The organism is Vibrio sp. 10N.286.52.C3 (assembly GCF_041468865.1).
Classification (GTDB): Bacteria; Pseudomonadota; Gammaproteobacteria; order Enterobacterales; family Vibrionaceae; genus Vibrio; species Vibrio crassostreae_C.
The window spans coordinates 29,483-47,945 of record NZ_JBFRJM010000004.1 but is presented as its reverse complement, the minus strand read 5'-3'; the positions used below and the strand labels follow the sequence as shown (position 1 = coordinate 47,945).

15 protein-coding genes are annotated in these 18,463 nt (G+C 45.3%); 10 read left to right on the top strand and 5 right to left on the bottom strand.

Going from position 1 to position 18,463, the window contains the following annotated elements; translation table 11 throughout:
* Window positions 1–17 precede the first annotated feature (17 nt).
* From AB4138_RS01870 to AB4138_RS01855, 4 genes are all read right to left on the bottom strand, one after another.
* Entirely contained in the window at window positions 18–563 is a 546-nt protein-coding gene (locus AB4138_RS01870; protein WP_017060225.1) for a GNAT family N-acetyltransferase, read from the bottom strand.
* A gap of 137 nt (window positions 564–700) precedes the next feature.
* Window positions 701–1,468, bottom strand: a complete 768-nt coding sequence (locus AB4138_RS01865) for a peptidoglycan binding protein CsiV (RefSeq protein ID WP_017065298.1) — start codon at window positions 1,466–1,468, stop codon at window positions 701–703.
* A gap of 63 nt (window positions 1,469–1,531) precedes the next feature.
* Window positions 1,532–4,993: a transcription-repair coupling factor gene (gene mfd, locus AB4138_RS01860; protein WP_372304809.1), complete on the bottom strand. Its 3,462-nt coding sequence runs from the start codon at window positions 4,991–4,993 to the stop codon at window positions 1,532–1,534.
* Window positions 4,994–4,999: 6 nt separating this feature from the next.
* On the bottom strand, window positions 5,000–5,569 hold the full coding sequence (locus AB4138_RS01855) for a PilZ domain-containing protein (protein ID WP_372304806.1): 570 nt from the start codon (window positions 5,567–5,569) through the stop codon (window positions 5,000–5,002).
* Window positions 5,570–5,796: 227 nt separating this feature from the next.
* Here AB4138_RS01855 and lolC point away from each other — a divergent pair, with 227 nt between their 5' ends.
* From lolC to lolE, 3 genes are read left to right on the top strand one after another with little or no spacing between them, the layout of a single operon-like run.
* Entirely contained in the window at window positions 5,797–7,005 is a 1,209-nt protein-coding gene (lolC, locus tag AB4138_RS01850; RefSeq protein WP_372304803.1) for a lipoprotein-releasing ABC transporter permease subunit LolC, read from the top strand.
* Complete coding sequence (gene lolD / locus AB4138_RS01845) at window positions 6,998–7,690, top strand: lipoprotein-releasing ABC transporter ATP-binding protein LolD (protein ID WP_372304800.1); 693 nt, start codon at window positions 6,998–7,000, stop codon at window positions 7,688–7,690. The genes lolC and lolD overlap by 8 nt, the downstream gene beginning before the upstream one ends.
* On the top strand, window positions 7,691–8,935 hold the full coding sequence (gene lolE, locus AB4138_RS01840; RefSeq protein ID WP_017060231.1) for a lipoprotein-releasing ABC transporter permease subunit LolE: 1,245 nt from the start codon (window positions 7,691–7,693) through the stop codon (window positions 8,933–8,935). It abuts the gene before it with no gap.
* A 205-nt stretch (window positions 8,936–9,140) separates the two neighbouring features.
* On the opposite strand, the gene AB4138_RS01835 is transcribed toward lolE, so the two are convergent.
* Window positions 9,141–9,653 (bottom strand): DUF2062 domain-containing protein, encoded by a 513-nt coding sequence (locus tag AB4138_RS01835; protein WP_017060232.1) that lies wholly within the window; start codon window positions 9,651–9,653, stop codon window positions 9,141–9,143.
* 17 nt (window positions 9,654–9,670) lie between these two features.
* On the opposite strand from AB4138_RS01835, the gene AB4138_RS01830 reads away from it, so the two are divergent.
* From AB4138_RS01830 to rpsA, 7 genes are all read left to right on the top strand, one after another.
* The gene (locus AB4138_RS01830) at window positions 9,671–12,001 is read left to right on the top strand and encodes a DNA internalization-related competence protein ComEC/Rec2 (protein WP_372304798.1); all 2,331 of its coding nucleotides are present in this window, start codon (window positions 9,671–9,673) and stop codon (window positions 11,999–12,001) included.
* 31 nt (window positions 12,002–12,032) lie between these two features.
* The gene (msbA, locus tag AB4138_RS01825; protein WP_372304795.1) at window positions 12,033–13,781 is read left to right on the top strand and encodes a lipid A ABC transporter ATP-binding protein/permease MsbA; all 1,749 of its coding nucleotides are present in this window, start codon (window positions 12,033–12,035) and stop codon (window positions 13,779–13,781) included.
* Window positions 13,782–13,794: 13 nt separating this feature from the next.
* Window positions 13,795–14,802, top strand: coding sequence for a tetraacyldisaccharide 4'-kinase (gene lpxK, locus AB4138_RS01820; protein WP_102321280.1), 1,008 nt, complete (start codon window positions 13,795–13,797; stop codon window positions 14,800–14,802).
* Complete coding sequence (locus tag AB4138_RS01815; RefSeq protein WP_004736429.1) at window positions 14,783–14,962, top strand: Trm112 family protein; 180 nt, start codon at window positions 14,783–14,785, stop codon at window positions 14,960–14,962. Before lpxK ends, AB4138_RS01815 begins: the two co-directional genes overlap by 20 nt.
* Window positions 14,962–15,708 (top strand): 3-deoxy-manno-octulosonate cytidylyltransferase, encoded by a 747-nt coding sequence (gene kdsB, locus AB4138_RS01810; protein ID WP_017060236.1) that lies wholly within the window; start codon window positions 14,962–14,964, stop codon window positions 15,706–15,708. Before AB4138_RS01815 ends, kdsB begins: the two co-directional genes overlap by 1 nt.
* A 292-nt stretch (window positions 15,709–16,000) precedes the next feature.
* The gene (cmk, locus tag AB4138_RS01805) at window positions 16,001–16,681 is read left to right on the top strand and encodes a (d)CMP kinase (protein ID WP_017060237.1); all 681 of its coding nucleotides are present in this window, start codon (window positions 16,001–16,003) and stop codon (window positions 16,679–16,681) included.
* Between the two features lie 106 nt (window positions 16,682–16,787).
* Window positions 16,788–18,458, top strand: coding sequence for a 30S ribosomal protein S1 (gene rpsA, locus AB4138_RS01800; RefSeq protein ID WP_010439921.1), 1,671 nt, complete (start codon window positions 16,788–16,790; stop codon window positions 18,456–18,458).
* Window positions 18,459–18,463: the final 5 nt, after the last annotated feature.

The following is an 18,463-nucleotide window of genomic DNA, read 5'->3' as shown; positions in this document are numbered from 1 at the left end:
TGAACTCATTTCTGCTGTTAAGACGTTGGAGGTAGCACAGAATAAACCACGCCATCTTTCGGCTTACCGTTAAACAGAAATCGATTCTGGGCAATGGTTTCTCGCTCAGCGCCACACTTCTCGATCAACTTTTGGCTGGGTAGGTTCTCGGTATCGCAGACAATTTCCAAACGCGTTAACTTGAGTTGCGCGAAACAAAATTCAAATAGGGCGAACATCGCTTCTTTGGCGATCCCTCTCCTTTGAAAGTCATCACCGACCCAATAACCTAAACTCGCCATATTAAAGGTGTGGTAAAGCTCATTAATGGCAACCATACCGACTAACTTATCGCTTTTTCGTTCAAAGATGCCAAAGCCAAACGCATCGGCTTTCACCCAGTTCAGGCGAGTTGCCAGAATAAATTTCTCGGCCTCGACGATAGAAAACTCTTTATGACACCAGTCGACCCATGGCAGCAAGCTAGGGGAGGACTTAACCAGCTGAGAAAATTCTTGAGCATCTGAGGCCTCAATGATTTTAAGGCTAAGATTTTGTGTGTTGATCTGAAATTCAGGGCTCATAGAGCGTACCAAGTAACGTGTAAGTACTGAGCAAAGAGAGTCAGTACAGAATAAAGATAGATAGCACTTAATAAAACGCCCTCACTAGGAGGGCGGATTGAATTATTTATATAATTATAGCCGAATCGGCAAGTAATTTACTGCGCTACACGTCTAACTTGAATCACCATTCCAAGAAGTGGGTGGTCAAGGTAATGAGTTTCTGTACTGCGCATACGACGTTTTTGGTCCATGCGGTAGCTCTTAAGGAACTCTTGGACTTCAACCGTCGGAGAAATTTCAGTTAGATTGCCCACCTGGACGTTGCTTTCTGCGCCACTTACTGGTGAATCTAGCTCAATTTGTTGCTCTTGTAGAGTCACTTCACGAACGCTTGGCGCTTTTAAATCTAATGTCGTTTCAGCGTATAGGTAGTGCTGAACGTAGATTTGCAGCTTGCCGTCTAATTCGTAGAGTGGCTTATCAATGGTCTCTTCTTGGAACCCATCAGCGCTGCCTGCAGTGATTGCGCCTTTTTCAGAGCCATCAGCATTAAACTGTTTAGAGAAATCTTTACCTGCTTGAATATGGAAAACAGGTGCCGAGCTCTTACCTTGGTCGCCTTGACGCCAAGCGGTATGCATCAGAACTTCAAAGCCAGCGTGTTTACGTAGCTTGTCTTTCTGAGGCGTTAACTTGTATTCCGAGTAAGGTAGCATTTGAACGCCTTTCTTTGCTCGGTATTGGGTATCTTGAAATGAACCAACGCGTTCAAGTGAAATCTTAGGCTGTGTATTTGGCCAAGATTCGTTCACCTTCTCTGCATCAACAGCGCGCTTAAAAATGATCACTTCTATATCAAATTGTCTCTGCGCCAAACTTGGCAGTGAGACGAACAATAGTAGCAGTGGGATCAGTCTTTTCATTTTTACTCCGTCTTCCAGCCGAACTACCGGCTGGATAATTTATATGTGCAAGTGGATTGGGTCTTATGCTGAAGGCAGCAAGTTTTGTCTGAATTCGCCCAATAAATCACTAACAAATTGAATTCGTTTCCGTCTGTCGATCAATGGTATCGTAAACTTGAACTTTGTTGGTCCTTCCATTGAAAACTTTTGCGGTTGAGATTGCAACAGTTTAACAAGGTAGGTCGGGTTTATGTCAGCATCCGGGTAGAATTCTAAGAATCCACCCTTATCGTGGGCTTCAATTTTCTTCGCTTTGATAGACGCTGCGGCTAATTTTAGCTCAGAAACTGATAACAAGTTCTTGGTTGCATCAGGCAGAAGGCCGAAGCGATCAATCAGCTCGACTTTCAACTCTGCCAATTCGTCGGAGTCACTCACACTCGCAATACGCTTATAGGTAGACAAACGTGTATTGATGTCTGGGATGTAGTCATCTGGTAATAGTGCTGGCAAACGCATCTCAATTTCAGTTTGTTCACGCAGTAGGTCATCAAGCGATGGCTCTCGACCTTCCTTCAATGCTTCAACCGCTTGTTCAAGCATCTCCATGTACAAGGTGAAACCAACTGACTGGATTTGACCACTCTGTTCATCACCTAACAGCTCACCCGCACCACGAATCTCTAAATCGTGAGTTGCTAAGGTAAAGCCTGCGCCCAAGTCTTCGAGCGAAGCAATCGCATCCAATCGCTTGATCGCATCTTTGGTCATTGCTTTAGGGTGTGGCGTTAACAAGTAAGCATAAGCTTGGTGGTGCGAACGACCTACACGACCACGTAATTGGTGCAGCTGTGCTAAACCAAGGTTATCGGCTCTGTCCATCAAGATGGTATTTGCCGTTGGTACGTCGATACCGGTTTCAATGATGGTTGTACACACCAGTAAGTTGAAGCGCTGGTGGTAGAAGTCATTCATGATGCGTTCCAGTTCGCGCTCTCGCATCTGGCCATGAGCTACAGTCACGCGCGCCTCTGGAATCAGCTTTTGCAATGACTCTGCTGTTTTCTCAATCGTGTCGACTTGGTTGTGTAGGAAGTAAACCTGGCCACCACGCATGATTTCACGCAGCACCGCTTCTCTGACGATGGCATCATCACTCTCGCGAACGAAGGTTTTAATTGCCAAGCGTCGTGCGGGTGGTGTAGCGATGATCGAAAGGTCACGCATGCCACTCATTGCCATGTTCAGCGTTCGCGGGATCGGTGTCGCAGTAAGCGTTAGAATATCGACATCCGCACGCATCGCTTTCACTTTCTCTTTCTGACGCACACCAAATCGGTGTTCTTCATCGACAACCAGCAAGCCAAGGTCTTTAAACTTAATATCACTCGAAAGTAGCTTGTGAGTACCCACTAAGATATCGACCTTACCGTCGGCGACATCTTGCATGATCAACTTCTGCTCTTTAGCTGATTTGAATCGGGATAGAACCTCAACACGAATAGGCAAGTTGGCGAAACGGTCACGGAAGTTCTCGAAGTGTTGCTGAGCAAGTAGGGTAGTAGGAACTAACACCGCCACTTGTTTACTGTTATCCGTACAAACGAATGCTGCGCGCATTGCGACTTCTGTTTTACCAAAACCAACATCACCACACACTAAGCGGTCCATGGCTTTTGCTTGGCACATGTCAGACATCACCGCATTGATTGCCATCGCTTGGTCATCGGTTTCTTCAAATGGGAAGCCAGATTTGAAGGTTGCGTATTGCCCGCGATCTAAAACAAATTTATAGCCAGGTTTAAGCTCACGCTTGGCGTAAACATCCAGCAGCTCTGCAGCAACGTCACGTACTTTTTCAGCGGCACGCTTACGCGCTTTTTGCCACGCCTCACCACCTAGTTTGTGTAGCGGTGCAGACTCTTCGGCGCCACCAGAGTAACGTCCAATAAGGTTCAAAGACGCAACGGGCACGTACAGCTTGGCATCGTTTTGGTACTCAAGTGTCACGTATTCGGTTTTCATGCCACCGGCTTCGAGTGTCTGCAAGCCGATGTAGCGACCAATACCGTGGTCAATGTGCACTACAGGTTGACCTGGTTTAAGTTCGGCTAAGTGACGAATGACAGTGTCGCTGTTAACACTTTTTTTGTCTTTCTTACGGCGCTGAACAACGCGATCACCCAACAGGTCGCTTTCACAGATAAGGGCGATGTTTTGCTCTTCATGGATAAAACCGTGTTCAGCAGAGCCAAGGATGAGGCTGAACTTGTCTTTGCCTTTAATTGAGGCATCGAGGTTTTCAACTTCGCTTGGTCGTACTTTAATACCACGAAGCAGTTCACTCAGCGCTTCACGACGACCTTCAGATTCAACCGAAAAGACTACTTTGCCGTCGAAGGCTTCAGTGAACTTTCTTAGGTTAGACAAAGGTTCTTTATTCTGATGTTGAACGCTGAGATCAGGCAGAGACACAACCGGAAGGTTGGTACGTCCGGCTTTTTCTTCAATTGAATCTAAGCTCAGATTGACCTGTGGCTTTTGTTTGAAATGTGCGAACAGTTCGTCTTTTTGTAGCCAAAGTTGTTCTGGTTTCAGCAGTGGTCGTAACGGGTCAACACCGCGTTGTTCGTATCGATGAGAAACGTCTGTTAGGAATGAATCTACCGCGGTCTCGACATCACCTAGAACGAGGATTTGCGCTTCATCGGCAACATAATCAAATAAGGTTTCAGTATGGTCGAAGAACAGCGGCTGCCAGTATTCAATACCTGCGGGCCAAGTGCCTTTTGAAACCTGCATATAAACCGATTCTGGTTCACGGCGCGCATCAAATTGTTGGCGCCAGCGAATGCGGAAATCTTCAATAGCACTTTCAGAGGTTGGGAACTCGTGAGCTGGCAGCAAACGGATCTCAGAGATGTCTTCAATAGAGCGCTGATTTTCAGGATCGAAAGTACGGATGGTGTCGATCTCGTCATCGAAGAAGTCGATACGATACGGGTCTTTGCTGCCCATTGGGAACAAGTCGAGAATTGAACCTCGACTCGCATACTCACCCGGGCCAAACACTTGGTCTACATAACGATAGCCAGACTTTTCAAGTTGAAGACGCAGCTTCTCTAACGAGTACAGATCACCCGTTTTCACCATTAAGGTGTGCTGCAACAAGAAGTCACGTGGCGACTGACGTTGTAGTAGCGTGCTGATCGGTACGATCGTGATGCCATCTTTTAACGTTGGCAGTGCATAAAGGCGAGCGATACGGTCAGAAATGATCTCTTGGTGCGGTGAGAAGCTGTCGTATGGCAGAGTCTCCCAATCAGGGAATAGTGCCACTTCATGTGACGTAAACTGTTCAATTTCTGATTGAAGCTTGAGTGCGATTTGAGGATCGGGCACTGCAAGTAAAGTATGGCTGTTATGCTGCTCCGCAAGTCTAGCGATAGCAAGCGCGAGAGATGAACCAACTAGGTTACCGATGTGTTTTTTATCACCGGCACCTTTGAGCTTAGGTAGTGTAAAAATGGATTGTTTTGTCATGTCTATTTACTTGTTATCTCGTTCTAGAGAGCGTTGACGTAAGAGCTTTTGTTGTTGATGAAGCGCAGCTTTGATCAGCAAGTCTTGGTCAGTATCACGAAGATGAGCATATTTGAATTTGATTTCGAAACCTGAATCTTTAGGTTCACTAGCGAAGACTTCCGCGTAGCAATAAATAGCGGCGGCAGGGTGCTCGATAAATAGCTTAGCTTTAACTAAGCGACCCGCTTCGATATCTGTTTTGGAAAAACAAGAGAACTGACTCGCGCCAAATGAATACGTGTGGGTACGAAATTGTTCATCATCTTGCTGCGATAACATAAAGCTCAACAAGAGGTTTAATTTTGAGTTTTGTGCATCCAATAAACTGGTGACATTCTTCAAGTCGCTGTTTTTCAGTTCCGCTCGAGCGCTGTCAGCTAACAGATCCAATTGGCTAAATTCACTTGCCACCACAAATGGTGCTGGGATCTCAGATTCGAATTGAATTTGAGAAGGTAAAGTGAAGCCGCTGTCCATTGGTTCAATATTAGCGGTAAGGCTATGGTGAACGGTGAAAAACTCTTGTTCTGTCATGCGTTAGTTCCTTGAAGTGATCTATTGATTATCGCTATGTGGCCGCAGTAATCAAGGTCAGTTAATTGAAAGTCTCAAATAGTTGTTTGAAATTTGGCTATTTGACAAGGTTCTGTTTTTCAAGCCTAACTAATTGAGTTAATTCACTCTATATTTTCAATTACCCCCTACACAGTAACAGCAATACCCGTTACATTAACCCGCATCCCCTTTAGATGGTTCAAAGTATGTTTCATCCTATTTCGTTGTTTGTTGGCCTACGCTATTTGAAAGGCCGTTCAGGTGATCGCTTTAGCCGTTTTGTTTCTTATATGTCGACGGCAGGTATCACCATTGGTGTGCTGTCTTTGGTTACTGTTTTATCGGTAATGAATGGATTCGAAGCGCAGTTAAAAGATCGAATTCTTGGTGTTCTTCCTCAAGCGGTGGTTTATGAGCAAGGTGGCACCACCTCTCTTTCTGCCCAAGCGCCTAATTTTGCAGAGCAAATCTCGCTTAATGGTCACGTTGAACCGATTGTCCGCAGTGAGGCGGTGATTCAGAGTCCGGCTCAGTTATCTGCGGGGCTATTAATCGGTATTGAACCTAATTCAGATGACCCTCTTCAAAACCACTTGATTGCGGGCAGATTGTCTTCACTTCAAGCTGGGCAATATCAGCTATTTCTTGGTCACACCTTGGCGAGAAATTTGAAGGTATCTATGGGTGACAAAGTTCGCCTGATGGTGACCAGCGCGAGCCAGTACACCCCGTTAGGTCGTATTCCAAGCCAACGAAATTTCACCGTTGCCGGTATTTTCAATACAGGTTCTGATATCGACGCTCAACTGATGGTGACAGACATCCAAGACGCTGGGCGTTTGATGCGTTATAAATCAGACACTATTTCAGGCTGGCGACTATTTTTTGAAGACCCGTTTGAAGTCGCAGAGTTATCAACTCAGCCATTACCGGAAGGTTGGTTGTGGAGCGACTGGCGAGACCAACGAGGTGAGCTATTCCAAGCCGTTCGTATGGAAAAAAACATGATGGGTTTAATGCTTGGGCTTATCATCGGTGTTGCTGCTTTCAATATTATCTCAGCACTTATCATGGTGGTGATGGAGAAGCAGTCTGAAGTCGCGATTCTTAAGACCCAAGGCATGACTGATGGTCAAGTCATGGGGATCTTCATGGTTCAAGGCGCAAGTAGTGGCGTGATTGGTGCGCTCTCTGGTGGTGTGTTAGGCGTTGCTCTAGCGATGAACCTTAATACTATTTTAGAGGCGATGGGCGTTGCTCTATTCTCCTTTGGTGGACAGTTACCAATTTTGATTAACCCAATTCAAATCGCTGTTGTTGTGGTTCTGGCTATTGCACTTAGCCTGATTGCCACTGTATTCCCTTCTTATCGTGCATCGTCTGTGAAACCTGCTGAGGCCCTTCGTTATGAGTAATTTTCTTCAATGTAATGATATCCGTAAAACGTACCGTGAAGGCTCGTTAGATACTGAGGTGCTCAAGGGAGTCAGCTTTGACATCGAAAAGGGTGAGCTAGTATCAATCATCGGTACCTCTGGCTCGGGCAAAAGTACCTTACTGCATATCTTAGGCGCATTAGACGATGCTTCTGCGGGCAGTGTGAGTTTTCTTGGTCAAGATTTAGCATCTTTGAGTTCGAATAAGCAGGCGAAGCTTCGCAACCAGCATCTTGGCTTTGTGTATCAGTTCCATCATCTTCTATCTGACTTTTCAGCTTTAGAAAACGTGGCGATGCCGTTATTGATTGGCGGCGAAAAGCCCGCTAAAGCAAAGCAAGAAGCACAACGTTTGTTGGACAAAGTTGGATTGAGTCACCGCGTGGACCACCGACCTTCAGAGCTTTCTGGTGGCGAGAGGCAACGTGTGGCGATTGCTCGTGCATTGGTGAATAAGCCTGCGCTAGTGTTGGCGGATGAACCAACCGGTAACCTTGACCATAACACCGCACTGTCTATTTACGACTTAATGCGTGAACTGAACCGTGAATACGATACTGCCTTTTTGGTCGTGACTCACGATGGTGAACTTGCCGGTAAGATGGATCGCCAACTTCACATGCAAGATGGTTTACTGGTCAACGTAGAAAAAGAGGAGAGCTAAGTGTTTTCCTCTTTATCTCTATTGATAGGCGGCCGATTTAGCCGTGCGAAACAACGAGACAAGATGGTGTCGTTCATCTCATTGTCTTCGACCATTGGTATTGCGGTTGGTGTCGCGGTGATCATTATCGGCTTATCTGCGATGAATGGCTTTGAGCGAGAGCTTCAATCACGAGTACTTTCTGTCATTCCTCATGGTGAATTTGAAGGCGTGAATGAGCCTGTGACTCGTTGGGAGCACGTGATTGAGGAGTCGGTTAAGCACGATAAAGTCGTTGCTGCTGCGCCTTATGTAAAAATTACAGCGCTTGCTGAAAAGGGCAAAGAACTCAAAGCAATTGAAGTTCGCGGCGTTGACCCACAACTTGAGCAACAAGTATCGAGCCTGTCGAGTTTTATCGATAAGCAAGCTTGGAGTGAGTTTAAAGCAGGGCAACAACAAATCATCTTAGGTTCTGGTGTAGCGAATGTGCTGGGTGCGAAAGTCGGTGATTATCTGACTTTGATGATTCCAGCGGTAAACGGTTCTGTGAAGGTTCAGGCGCCAAAGCGTGTTCGAGTGAAAGTGGTTGGCTTGCTGACGCTTAATGGCCAGATTGACCACAGCTTGGCTCTGATTCCGATTGGTGATGCTCAGGTCTACGCCAACTTAGGTGAGGCGGTAACTGGAGTCTCTTTAAAAGTGACCGATGTGCTGAACGCGAACTCTATTGTGCGTGAAGTGGGCAATCAGCTTGATGTGTATGTGTATCTACGAAGCTGGCAGCAGAAGTTTGGTTTCTTGTATCGAGATATCCAACTCGTTCGTACCATCATGTATCTGGTGATGGTACTGGTTATTGGTGTGGCTTGTTTCAATATTGTCTCGACGCTAATGATGGCAGTAAAAGACAGAGCATCAGAGATCGCGATTTTAAGAACCATGGGTGCATCAGACGGCCTTGTGAAGCGCATCTTTGTTTGGCAGGGCGTATTCTCAGGCGTGTTAGGCAGTTTAGTGGGCAGTGCAATAGGTGTGCTAGTCGCTCTTAATCTCACGACACTAATCAAAGGACTTGAAAAGTTGGTCGATCACCAGTTCTTGTCCGGTGATATCTATTTTGTCGACTTCTTGCCATCACAACTTGATATGACGGATGTTGTTGTGGTTTCCGGCACTGCGATTGTGCTGAGTTTACTGGCGACATGGTACCCAGCATCACGCGCGGCGAAGTTGAATCCAGCCTCAGTGCTGAGTTCTAAATAGCATTCGCCTAAATAACAGGCCGTCAGTTTTCAGTCGATACAAAAAAGGATCCCAGTGGGATCCTTTTTTATTGAATTCAATTCGTGTTCTTTACGACTTTCGTTACATGCCAATCTTGCAGAGGTAAGTAGCTCATCCGATTTTAACTTGTGTACGTTTTAAGTGAAGCGCATACAAGGTTAGATTGAATAACAAGAAATGGCGTTCAGTGCCTTGCTTGTCGCTTCTTCCAACTTCTTACTACTGAGTAGCGCCATAAACCGCGAATACCAAAGTAGCCAATCATTGCTGAAACCACGCCACAAATCAGACAACCCAATAAGAACGGAGGCCCTATAGTGCTCATTTGCGCCAAGATGAAGTCCCAAGACAATTCGAAATGGAAGGCTTGCGGTGGCACATGCATAACAAACGCCCCGACTTTATAAGCAAAGTAGAAGAGAACAGGCATGGTAACCGGGTTACTGATCCAAACAAGTGCGACAGCTAAAGGCAGGTTAACGCCACATGCAACAGCAAGGCCTGCAGACATAATCATTTGACTTGGTAGAGGGACAAACGCCATGAATAACCCAACAGCAAACGCGCCAGCCGCAGAGCGACGATTAAGGCACCATAAGTTGGGGTTGTACAAAACATTGCCAAAAACTTTCAATGCTTTCTGACGCTTGATTAGATCATGGTCAGGCATAAATCGTTTGATAAACTTTCTTGGCATAGGAGGAAGCTACTCTCTTGTTTAACACTTGGTTCTTGATTTCATTTGCTGCGACAGTTGTGTCTGCCAGCTTCTGGCCTGTGATGCCACATTGGGTTTGGGCACCATTGATGCTGTTGTTACTGCTAGCACCAACAAAGTATAGCGTTTTCCGGAGTGCAAGAGGTCCAGTAACAGCATTGATACTAGTTATCTGCCTAGGGAATGCGATTGAAATACAAACGAGTCGCTTATTCCAATCAGGGCAGAATACTACCATAAATGCGTCGGTTGTTAGCCTTTTTAGTGAAAATAGCCACGGTTTTGAAAGCGTAATAGTAGTCAGATCAATTGGCGGCGAAAAATTAATCTTTCCTCAATTGATAAAATTGCGTTTGTTTACTCCTTTCAAGCTAACGCTTGGAGATGATGTCTATTTATCGGCCTCAATAAAGCCGATATGGGGCAAACTCAACGAAGCCGGCTTTGACCGAGAAAAGTACTTGTTTAGTGCTGGCGTGGTTGCCAATGCAACTTACAGAGCAGATACCAAGTACCGAATTCATTCTAGCACCAACTTACGCGCCCAATGGTTTGAAGCCAGCCTTGAAAGGTTAAGTCTGCTGGCAAATCAAGATCTCATTATCGCTTTGAGTTTTGGATATCGAGACCTTATTCCGCCTCAGCGGTGGGATATGCTTAAAAGCAGTGGCCTGATTCACTTGATGGCTATTTCGGGGCTGCATATTGGGATTGCCTTTGGTATCGGCTATCAGATTGGCAAGATATTAAGGTTACTTTCCCCTTCATTTCTTTGGTTACCTACAATATTCGGGCTCGGCTTGGCGTATTTCTATAGTTGGTTTGCTGGATTCACGCTGCCAACTTTGAGAGCTTTGGTGATGTGCGTTATCGCGAGTTATTTCTTGTGGCGTGGGCAAAATATCAGTTTGCTTCGGTATGTTACTTTAAGTGTGTGCGTGGTTCTGCTGATTTGGCCGTTTTCAGCTTTGTCGAGCAGTTTTTGGTTGTCCTTTGGTGCATTGGGCGCTGTTTTCTATATCGCCTGTAATACTCAGCGCTCAGCTTCAAGCTTTACATCTATCGACTACGCACTCCAACTTATTAAGCTTCAACTGATGCTGACATTCCTTATCGCGCCTTCCTCGATGTTGTTTTTCAAAGGAGTCAGTTTAGTCTCTGTTTTCTACAACTTGTTCCTTTTGCCTTGGGTATCGATGGTGACGATCCCGCTGTTGTTTCTGGCAATGTTTCTAAGCTTAATATCGGAGTCAGTGTCTGGCGTGGTTGGTATAACAGCGCTAGACAATGATTTGGTCAGTCAGCTGTGGAAGTTAGTCGACTTATCGCTTGAGCCTCTCGTATTTAGTCTTCCTTTCTCTGAGCGATTTTGGATCCAAGTCGATAATCAGACGATTGCATTATCAGTATTCCTTATCTTGTTTTTGAGCTTTGTTAGTCGGTATTTCAAGCGAACATTATCGATATTGGTAACTGCAGTGTTTGTGCTGTGGTGGGAGTTCAGCAAACCCCAGCAAGACAAACTAACTATTGATATCTTGGATGTTGGGCATGGGTTGTCTTTGGTCTTGGAAAAGAACAATCAGATTGTTGTTTATGATCTTGGCAATGCGTGGCCAGGAGGCTCGGTTGTTGAGTCTTTGTTGATTCCTACTTTGAATCAGCGGGGGATTTATGAATTAGAAGGCGTGATTGTGAGTCATTTCGATTCTGACCATGCTGGTGGTTATCCGGCATTACTTGAGAACTATACGCCAAAGTGGATAAGAACCAGTCAGAACATTATTCAAGAACGCCAATCTATCACTCAAGCCCCGTCTAATATTCAAACATGTACTATTGGAGAGGTTTGGAACTGGCAAGATGTTGTTTTTGAGGTGTTGTGGCCGCCTAAGCAAGTAAAGAGGGCGTATAACCCACATTCGTGTGTGGTCAAGATCTCAGATCATAGTGCTGATTTCTCAATGTTGCTCACTGGTGATATTGAACTGGTAAGTGAGTGGTTACTTGCTCGTGAAGGAGAACAGCTAAGGAGTGATGTTATGTTGGTTCCGCATCATGGCAGCGATTCGTCATCGATTAAGTCGTTTATTGAGGCGGTGTCTCCTCAGCTGGCGATAGCTTCTCTTGCCAAAGGCAACCAGTGGGGAATGCCGAGTGAGTTTGTTATTGAACGTTATCAGGAAGCGGGGAGTACTTGGCTAGATACTGGAGAAAGCGGACAAATAACCATCACTCTTAGCAAAGAAGGTTGGCAATATCATGCGATTAGAGAACAACAAGGCGGGCAGTGGTATAGGCAGATGCTCCGTAAGGGAGTAGAATAGATAGATTATTGTGAGAAAATTAAGCGATTCTATGTCAACACAAACAGATGAAACTACCTGGGTCACATTTAAAAGACTTTGGACTTATATTCGATTATATAAGGCCGGCCTAGGTGTTGCGGTAATTGCGCTTATTATAAATGCCGTTTCTGATACCTATATGATTTCCTTACTAAAGCCGTTACTTGATGAAGGCTTTGGTAATGCTGAATCTGACTTTTTACGTACACTTCCACTTATTATCTTTGCCATGATGTTCGTTCGTGGCGTCAGTGGCTTTGTTTCAACCTATTGCTTGAGTTGGGTCTCTGGCAATGTGGTGATGGAAATTCGTCGTAAGATTTTCAGCCATTTCATGCACATGCCTGTTTCTTTCTTCGATAAAGAACAGACAGGCGCATTGCTATCTCGAATTACTTACGATTCAGAGCAAGTGTCTGCAGCAACCAGTAAAGCGTTAGTCAGTATTGTCCGTGAAGGTGCAAGTATTATTGGCTTGTTGACGCTGATGTTCTGGAATAGTTGGCAGCTGTCTTTGGTGCTATTTGCTGTAGCGCCTTTGGTTGCGTGGGCGATCAGTATCGTATCGAAGCGATTCAGAAAGATCTCTAAGAACATGCAAACCAGTATGGGTCACGTTGCTTCTTCAGCTGAACAAATGCTGAAAGGCCATAAAGTGGTTCTAACTTACGGTGGTCAAGACCTAGAAAAACACCGCTTTGATAAAGTTAGTAACCAAATGCGCCAACAAAGCATGAAACTAATCACTGCTCAAGCGGCCGCTAACCCGATTATTCAAATGATTGCATCAGTGGCGATTGTTGTTGTTCTATTCCTTGCTAGTGTCGATTCTATTAAAGCCGAGCTTACTCCTGGTACGTTTACTGTTGTCTTCTCTGCAATGTTTGGTCTATTACGTCCGCTAAAGGCATTAACTAACGTAACGTCTGAATTCCAACGTGGTATGGCTGCGAGTACAACTCTATTTGGCTTGATGGATCTAGATACCGAGCAAAACAAAGGAACGTTGAAACCTGAAACTGTAATGGGTGAAGTTGCAGTAAAAGATGTCACGTTTACTTATGACGGTGCAGAGAAACCAGCACTTGATAAGGTCAGCTTCAATATACCGAAAGGTAAAACGGTTGCGCTTGTTGGGCGATCGGGTTCGGGTAAGAGTACCATTGCCAACCTATTCACTCGTTTTTATGACGTAGACTCTGGTTCAATTGAGCTTGATGGCCACGACATTCGTGATTACGAATTGAGAAATCTGCGTGAGCACTTTGCGCTCGTTTCTCAAAATGTACATCTGTTTAACGATACGGTGGCTAACAACATCGCTTACGCAGCAGAAGAACAGTATTCACGTGAACAGATCGAATACGCGGCTAAGCTTGCTCATGCAAGTGAGTTTATCGATGGTATGGAAAATGGCATTGATACGGTTGTGGGCGAGAATGGCGCGAGTCTATCTGGTGGTCAAAGACAGCGTATTGCGATTGCACGAGCGCTATTGAGAGATGCACCGGTTTTGATTCTTGATGAGGCAACGTCTGCACTGGATACAGAGTCAGAGAGAGCTATTCAATCTGCACTAGAAGAACTGCAGAAAGACAAAACAGTATTAGTTATCGCACACAGACTCTCTACCATCGAGCAAGCTGATGAAATTCTAGTGGTTGATGATGGACATATTGTAGAAAGGGGCGCACATGCTGAGCTAATCGCGCATGATGGTGCTTATGCACAATTACACCGAATTCAGTTCAGCGGATAAATTAGGTCTTGTTGTGATCGAAAAGATTTGGTTTAACAATCACCCGTTGAAATATCTTCTCTGGCCGCTTTTGTGGCCACTTAGTCTGCTGTTCAAAATGATCAGTAGTCGGCGTCGTGACGCTTATCTCTCAGGGAATAAAGAGACCTACCGCCCGCCTTTACCTGTTATTGTTGTGGGCAATATTACTGCTGGTGGAAATGGTAAAACACCGGTTGTGATTTGGTTAGTTGAGATGCTTCAGGCTCACGGCTTTAAACCCGGAGTCGTATCTCGTGGCTACGGTGCAAAAGCACCAAGCTATCCGTTGGTGTTGGATGAAAATACCCCAGCTGAGCATTCGGGTGATGAACCTCGCTTGATTCGTAAGCGAACTGGTGCGCCAGTCGCAGTCGACCCTGTGCGAGCTAACGCAGTGAAAGCATTGCTGAGCAAAGGCGTTGATGTGATTATCACTGACGATGGCCTTCAGCATTACGCGCTTGAACGCGACATTGAATTTGCAGTTATCGACGGCGCAAGACGCTTTGGTAGTGAGAGTTTGATTCCTTTAGGTCCATTACGAGAGCCGGTTTCTCGTTTAGATGAAGTCGACTTTTTGGTAAACAATGGCGGTAAAGCGCACGGTCGAGAGTTCTCGATGTCTTTGCTTCCAAGCCAAGCAGTTAACCTAAAGACTGGTCAGAAAAGGTCTGTGGCAAAATTACACAAGCTGGTGGCTTTTGCCGGTATAGGCCACCCACCGCGCTTTTTTAAAACATTGGAAGATCTTGATGGTGATGTGGTTTTCACACAGGGCTTCGCCGACCATCAAGATTTTGATAAAGATGAACTTCATGCCTTAGCTAATAAAGGTATGAATCTGATTATGACAGAAAAAGACGCTGTAAAATGCGAAGAATATGCGCAAGATAACTGGTGGTATCTTCCAGTTTCTGCGCAGTTTGATGAAGATTCGCAACAGCAAATTTTAAAAAGAATAAAAGAGGTTATGGAATACTATGGATCACCGTCTACTTGAGATCGTTGCTTGCCCTGTATGTAAAGGTAAACTAACTTTTGACAAGGATAAGCAAGAGCTTGTTTGTAAAATTGATCGCCTTGCTTACCCAATTAAAGAGGGTATTCCTGTTCTTTTAGAACCTGAAGCTCGCACCGTTTCTATGGATGAGGGTAAGTAATGTCTTATACGGTTGTTATACCTGCAAGATACCAATCGAGCCGTTTACCAGGGAAGCCACTTGCTGACATTGGTGGAAAGCCGATGATTCAATGGGTATACGAACAGTCAATGAAAGCGGGTGCCGATAACGTTATTATCGCTACCGACGACGCTCGAGTTGAAAAAGCGGCTAAAGCATTTGGCGCGACCGTTTGTATGACATCACCGAATCACGAATCGGGCACTGAACGCCTAGCTGAAGTGATTGAAGTTATGAATATTCCTGATGATCATATTATCGTGAATGTTCAAGGTGATGAGCCACTTATCCCACCTTCAATCATTAATCAGGTTGCCAACAATCTTGCTAACAGTACAGCCCCGATGGCAACGTTAGGTGTGGAAATTACTCATGCTGATGAAGTGTTTAACCCTAACGCTGTAAAAGTCGTGACGGATAAAGACGGTTACGCACTGTATTTTAGTCGTGCGACGATTCCTTGGGATCGCGATGCTTACGCGAACAACGGTACAGCTGCGGAATCTCCTTTGCTTCGTCATATTGGTATCTATGCTTACCGAGCGGGTTTTATCAATACCTACATTAATTGGGAACCAAGCACTCTTGAACGTATTGAGTGCCTAGAGCAATTACGAGTACTTTGGTACGGTGAAAAAATCCACGTAGACGTTGCGGCGGAAGCACCGGCTGCTGGTGTTGATACGCCTGAAGACCTAGAAGCGGTTCGAGCTATTATTGGCTAAGCTTCTTTGAGCGAGTTCTTCTTTGCTCTACAAAATGAAAAATCATGAGCCTTGCTTATTGCGAGGCTTTTTTCTATCTACCGAAAAGTGCGCTATCGAAAAGCGCGTGTGTGTCTTATTGACCTAAGCAAACGGATATTGGGATAGTTGCATTGGTTTATGCATCATCAACACGGAATTATCTGAGATTTACCTCGCTCGAGTTCCAATTTTTCTCTATAATATGCCGCCTATAAAGTAGTGGCGAATCGCTAGTACAGAATAAAACTTACGACAAAACGTGGAGTAAAAGATGCCTTCTCAAAGCCCAGTGATTACGGTTGATGGACCAAGTGGTGCAGGTAAAGGTACCCTGTGTATGTTGCTAGCAGATAAGCTAGGCTTTCATCTTCTAGACTCAGGCGCGATCTATCGCGTATTGGCTTTAGCGGCAATTCACCATGGTGTGGATACTGAATCAGAGGATGCTTTAGTACCGCTTGCTACACACTTAGACGTGCAGTTTATTGCTGAAGGCGACTTAGTTAAGGTTATCCTAGAAGGTGAAGATGTGTCTGGTGAACTTCGTAAAGAAGAGACAGGCATGGCGGCTTCAAAAGTTGCTGCTTTACCTCGCGTTCGCGAAGCACTGCTTCGTCGTCAACGTGCATTCAGCGCTGCGCCTGGTTTGGTTGCAGATGGTCGTGACATGGGAACGGTTGTGTTTCCTGAAGCTGAAGCGAAAATATTTTTAGATGCAAGTGCTGAAGAGCGTGCGAGTCGCCGCCTTAAACAGTTGCAACAGAAGGGGTTAGATGTTAAATTTGACGACCTTTTGAGCGAGATCCAAGAGCGAGACGACCGAGATCGTAATCGCCCAGTGGCGCCACTTCGCCCTGCAGAGGATGCTCTAGTGCTTGATTCCACCTCAATGAATATTGAGCAGGTAGTAGAAAAAGCACTACACTATATTGAATCGAAACTGGCTGGGTAATTTCGCCGAGCTAGTACGAACGTTGGTCGCAAGGATGATGACCGGCGAATTTATCAACCCCATGCGGTAGGATACCCATGGACGTTTAATTATTGAAGATTAAATAATGACTGAATCTTTTGCTCAACTCTTTGAAGAGTTTCTATCTGAAACTGAATTCCAACAAGGCAGCATCGTTAAAGGTACTGTAGTAGCTATCGAGAACGGTTTCGTTCTTGTAGACGCTGGTCTTAAGTCTGAATCTGCTATCCCTGCTGAACAATTCAAGAACGCTGCTGGCGAACTTGAAGTTGAAGTTGGTGCTGAAGTAGACGTAGCTCTAGACGCTGTTGAAGATGGTTTCGGTGAAACTCAACTTTCTCGTGAGAAAGCTAAGCGTCACGAAGCTTGGATCGTACTTGAGAAAGCTTGCGAAGAAGCTGAAACTGTTGTTGGTATCATCAACGGTAAAGTTAAAGGCGGTTTCACTGTTGAACTTAACGGTATCCGTGCTTTCCTTCCTGGTTCTCTAGTAGACGTACGTCCTATCCGTGACACTGCTCACCTAGAAAACAAAGAGCTAGAGTTCAAAGTAATCAAGCTAGACCAGAAGCGTAACAACGTTGTTGTTTCTCGTCGTGCTGTTATCGAATCTGAAAACAGTGTTGAGCGTGACGAACTTCTTGAAACTCTACAAGAAGGTACTGAAGTTAAAGGTATCGTTAAGAACCTTACTGACTACGGTGCATTCGTTGACCTTGGCGGTGTTGACGGTCTTCTACATATCACAGATATGGCTTGGAAGCGCGTTAAGCACCCATCAGAGATCGTTAACGTTGGTGACGAAATCCTAGTTAAAGTTCTTAAGTTCGATCGTGAGCGCACTCGTGTTTCACTAGGTCTTAAGCAACTAGGCGAAGATCCATGGGTAGCAATCGCTAAGCGTTACCCAGAAGGTCACAAGCTTTCTGGTCGTGTTACAAACCTAACTGACTACGGCTGCTTCGTTGAAATCGAAGAAGGCGTTGAAGGTCTAGTACACGTTTCTGAAATGGATTGGACTAACAAGAACATCCACCCTTCTAAAGTTGTTAATGTTGGCGACGAAGTTGAGGTTATGGTTCTTGATATCGACGAAGAACGTCGTCGTATCTCTCTAGGTCTGAAACAGTGTAAAGCTAACCCATGGCAGTCATTTGCAGAAATGCAAGCTAAGGGCGACAAAGTTACTGGTAAGATCAAGTCTATCACTGACTTTGGTATCTTCATCGGTCTAGAAGGCGGTATCGACGGTCTTGTACACCTATCTGACATTTCTTGGAACGCTGCCGGCGAAGAAGCTGTACGTGAATACAAGAAAGGCGACGAAATCTCTGCTGTTGTTCTAGCAGTAGATGCAGAGCGTGAGCGTATTTCTCTTGGCGTTAAGCAAATGGAAAACGACCCGTTCAACGCATACGTTGCTGACAACAAGAAAGGTGTTCTTGTAAACGGTACTGTTACTGCAGTTGACGCGAAAGGCGCTACTATCGAGCTAATCGAAGGCGTTGAAGGTTACATCCGCGCTTCTGAAGTTTCTCGCGACCGTATCGAAGATGCATCTCTAATCCTAAGCGTTGGCGACAGCGTTGAAGCGAAGTTCACTGGTGTAGACCGTAAGAACCGCGTAATCAACCTATCTATCAAAGCTAAAGATGAAGCTGATGAGCAAGAAGCAATGGCTTCACTGAACAAGTCTGAAGAAGGCGCGTTCGGTAACGCAATGGCAGACGCATTCAAAGCTGCTAAAGGCGAATAATAGCT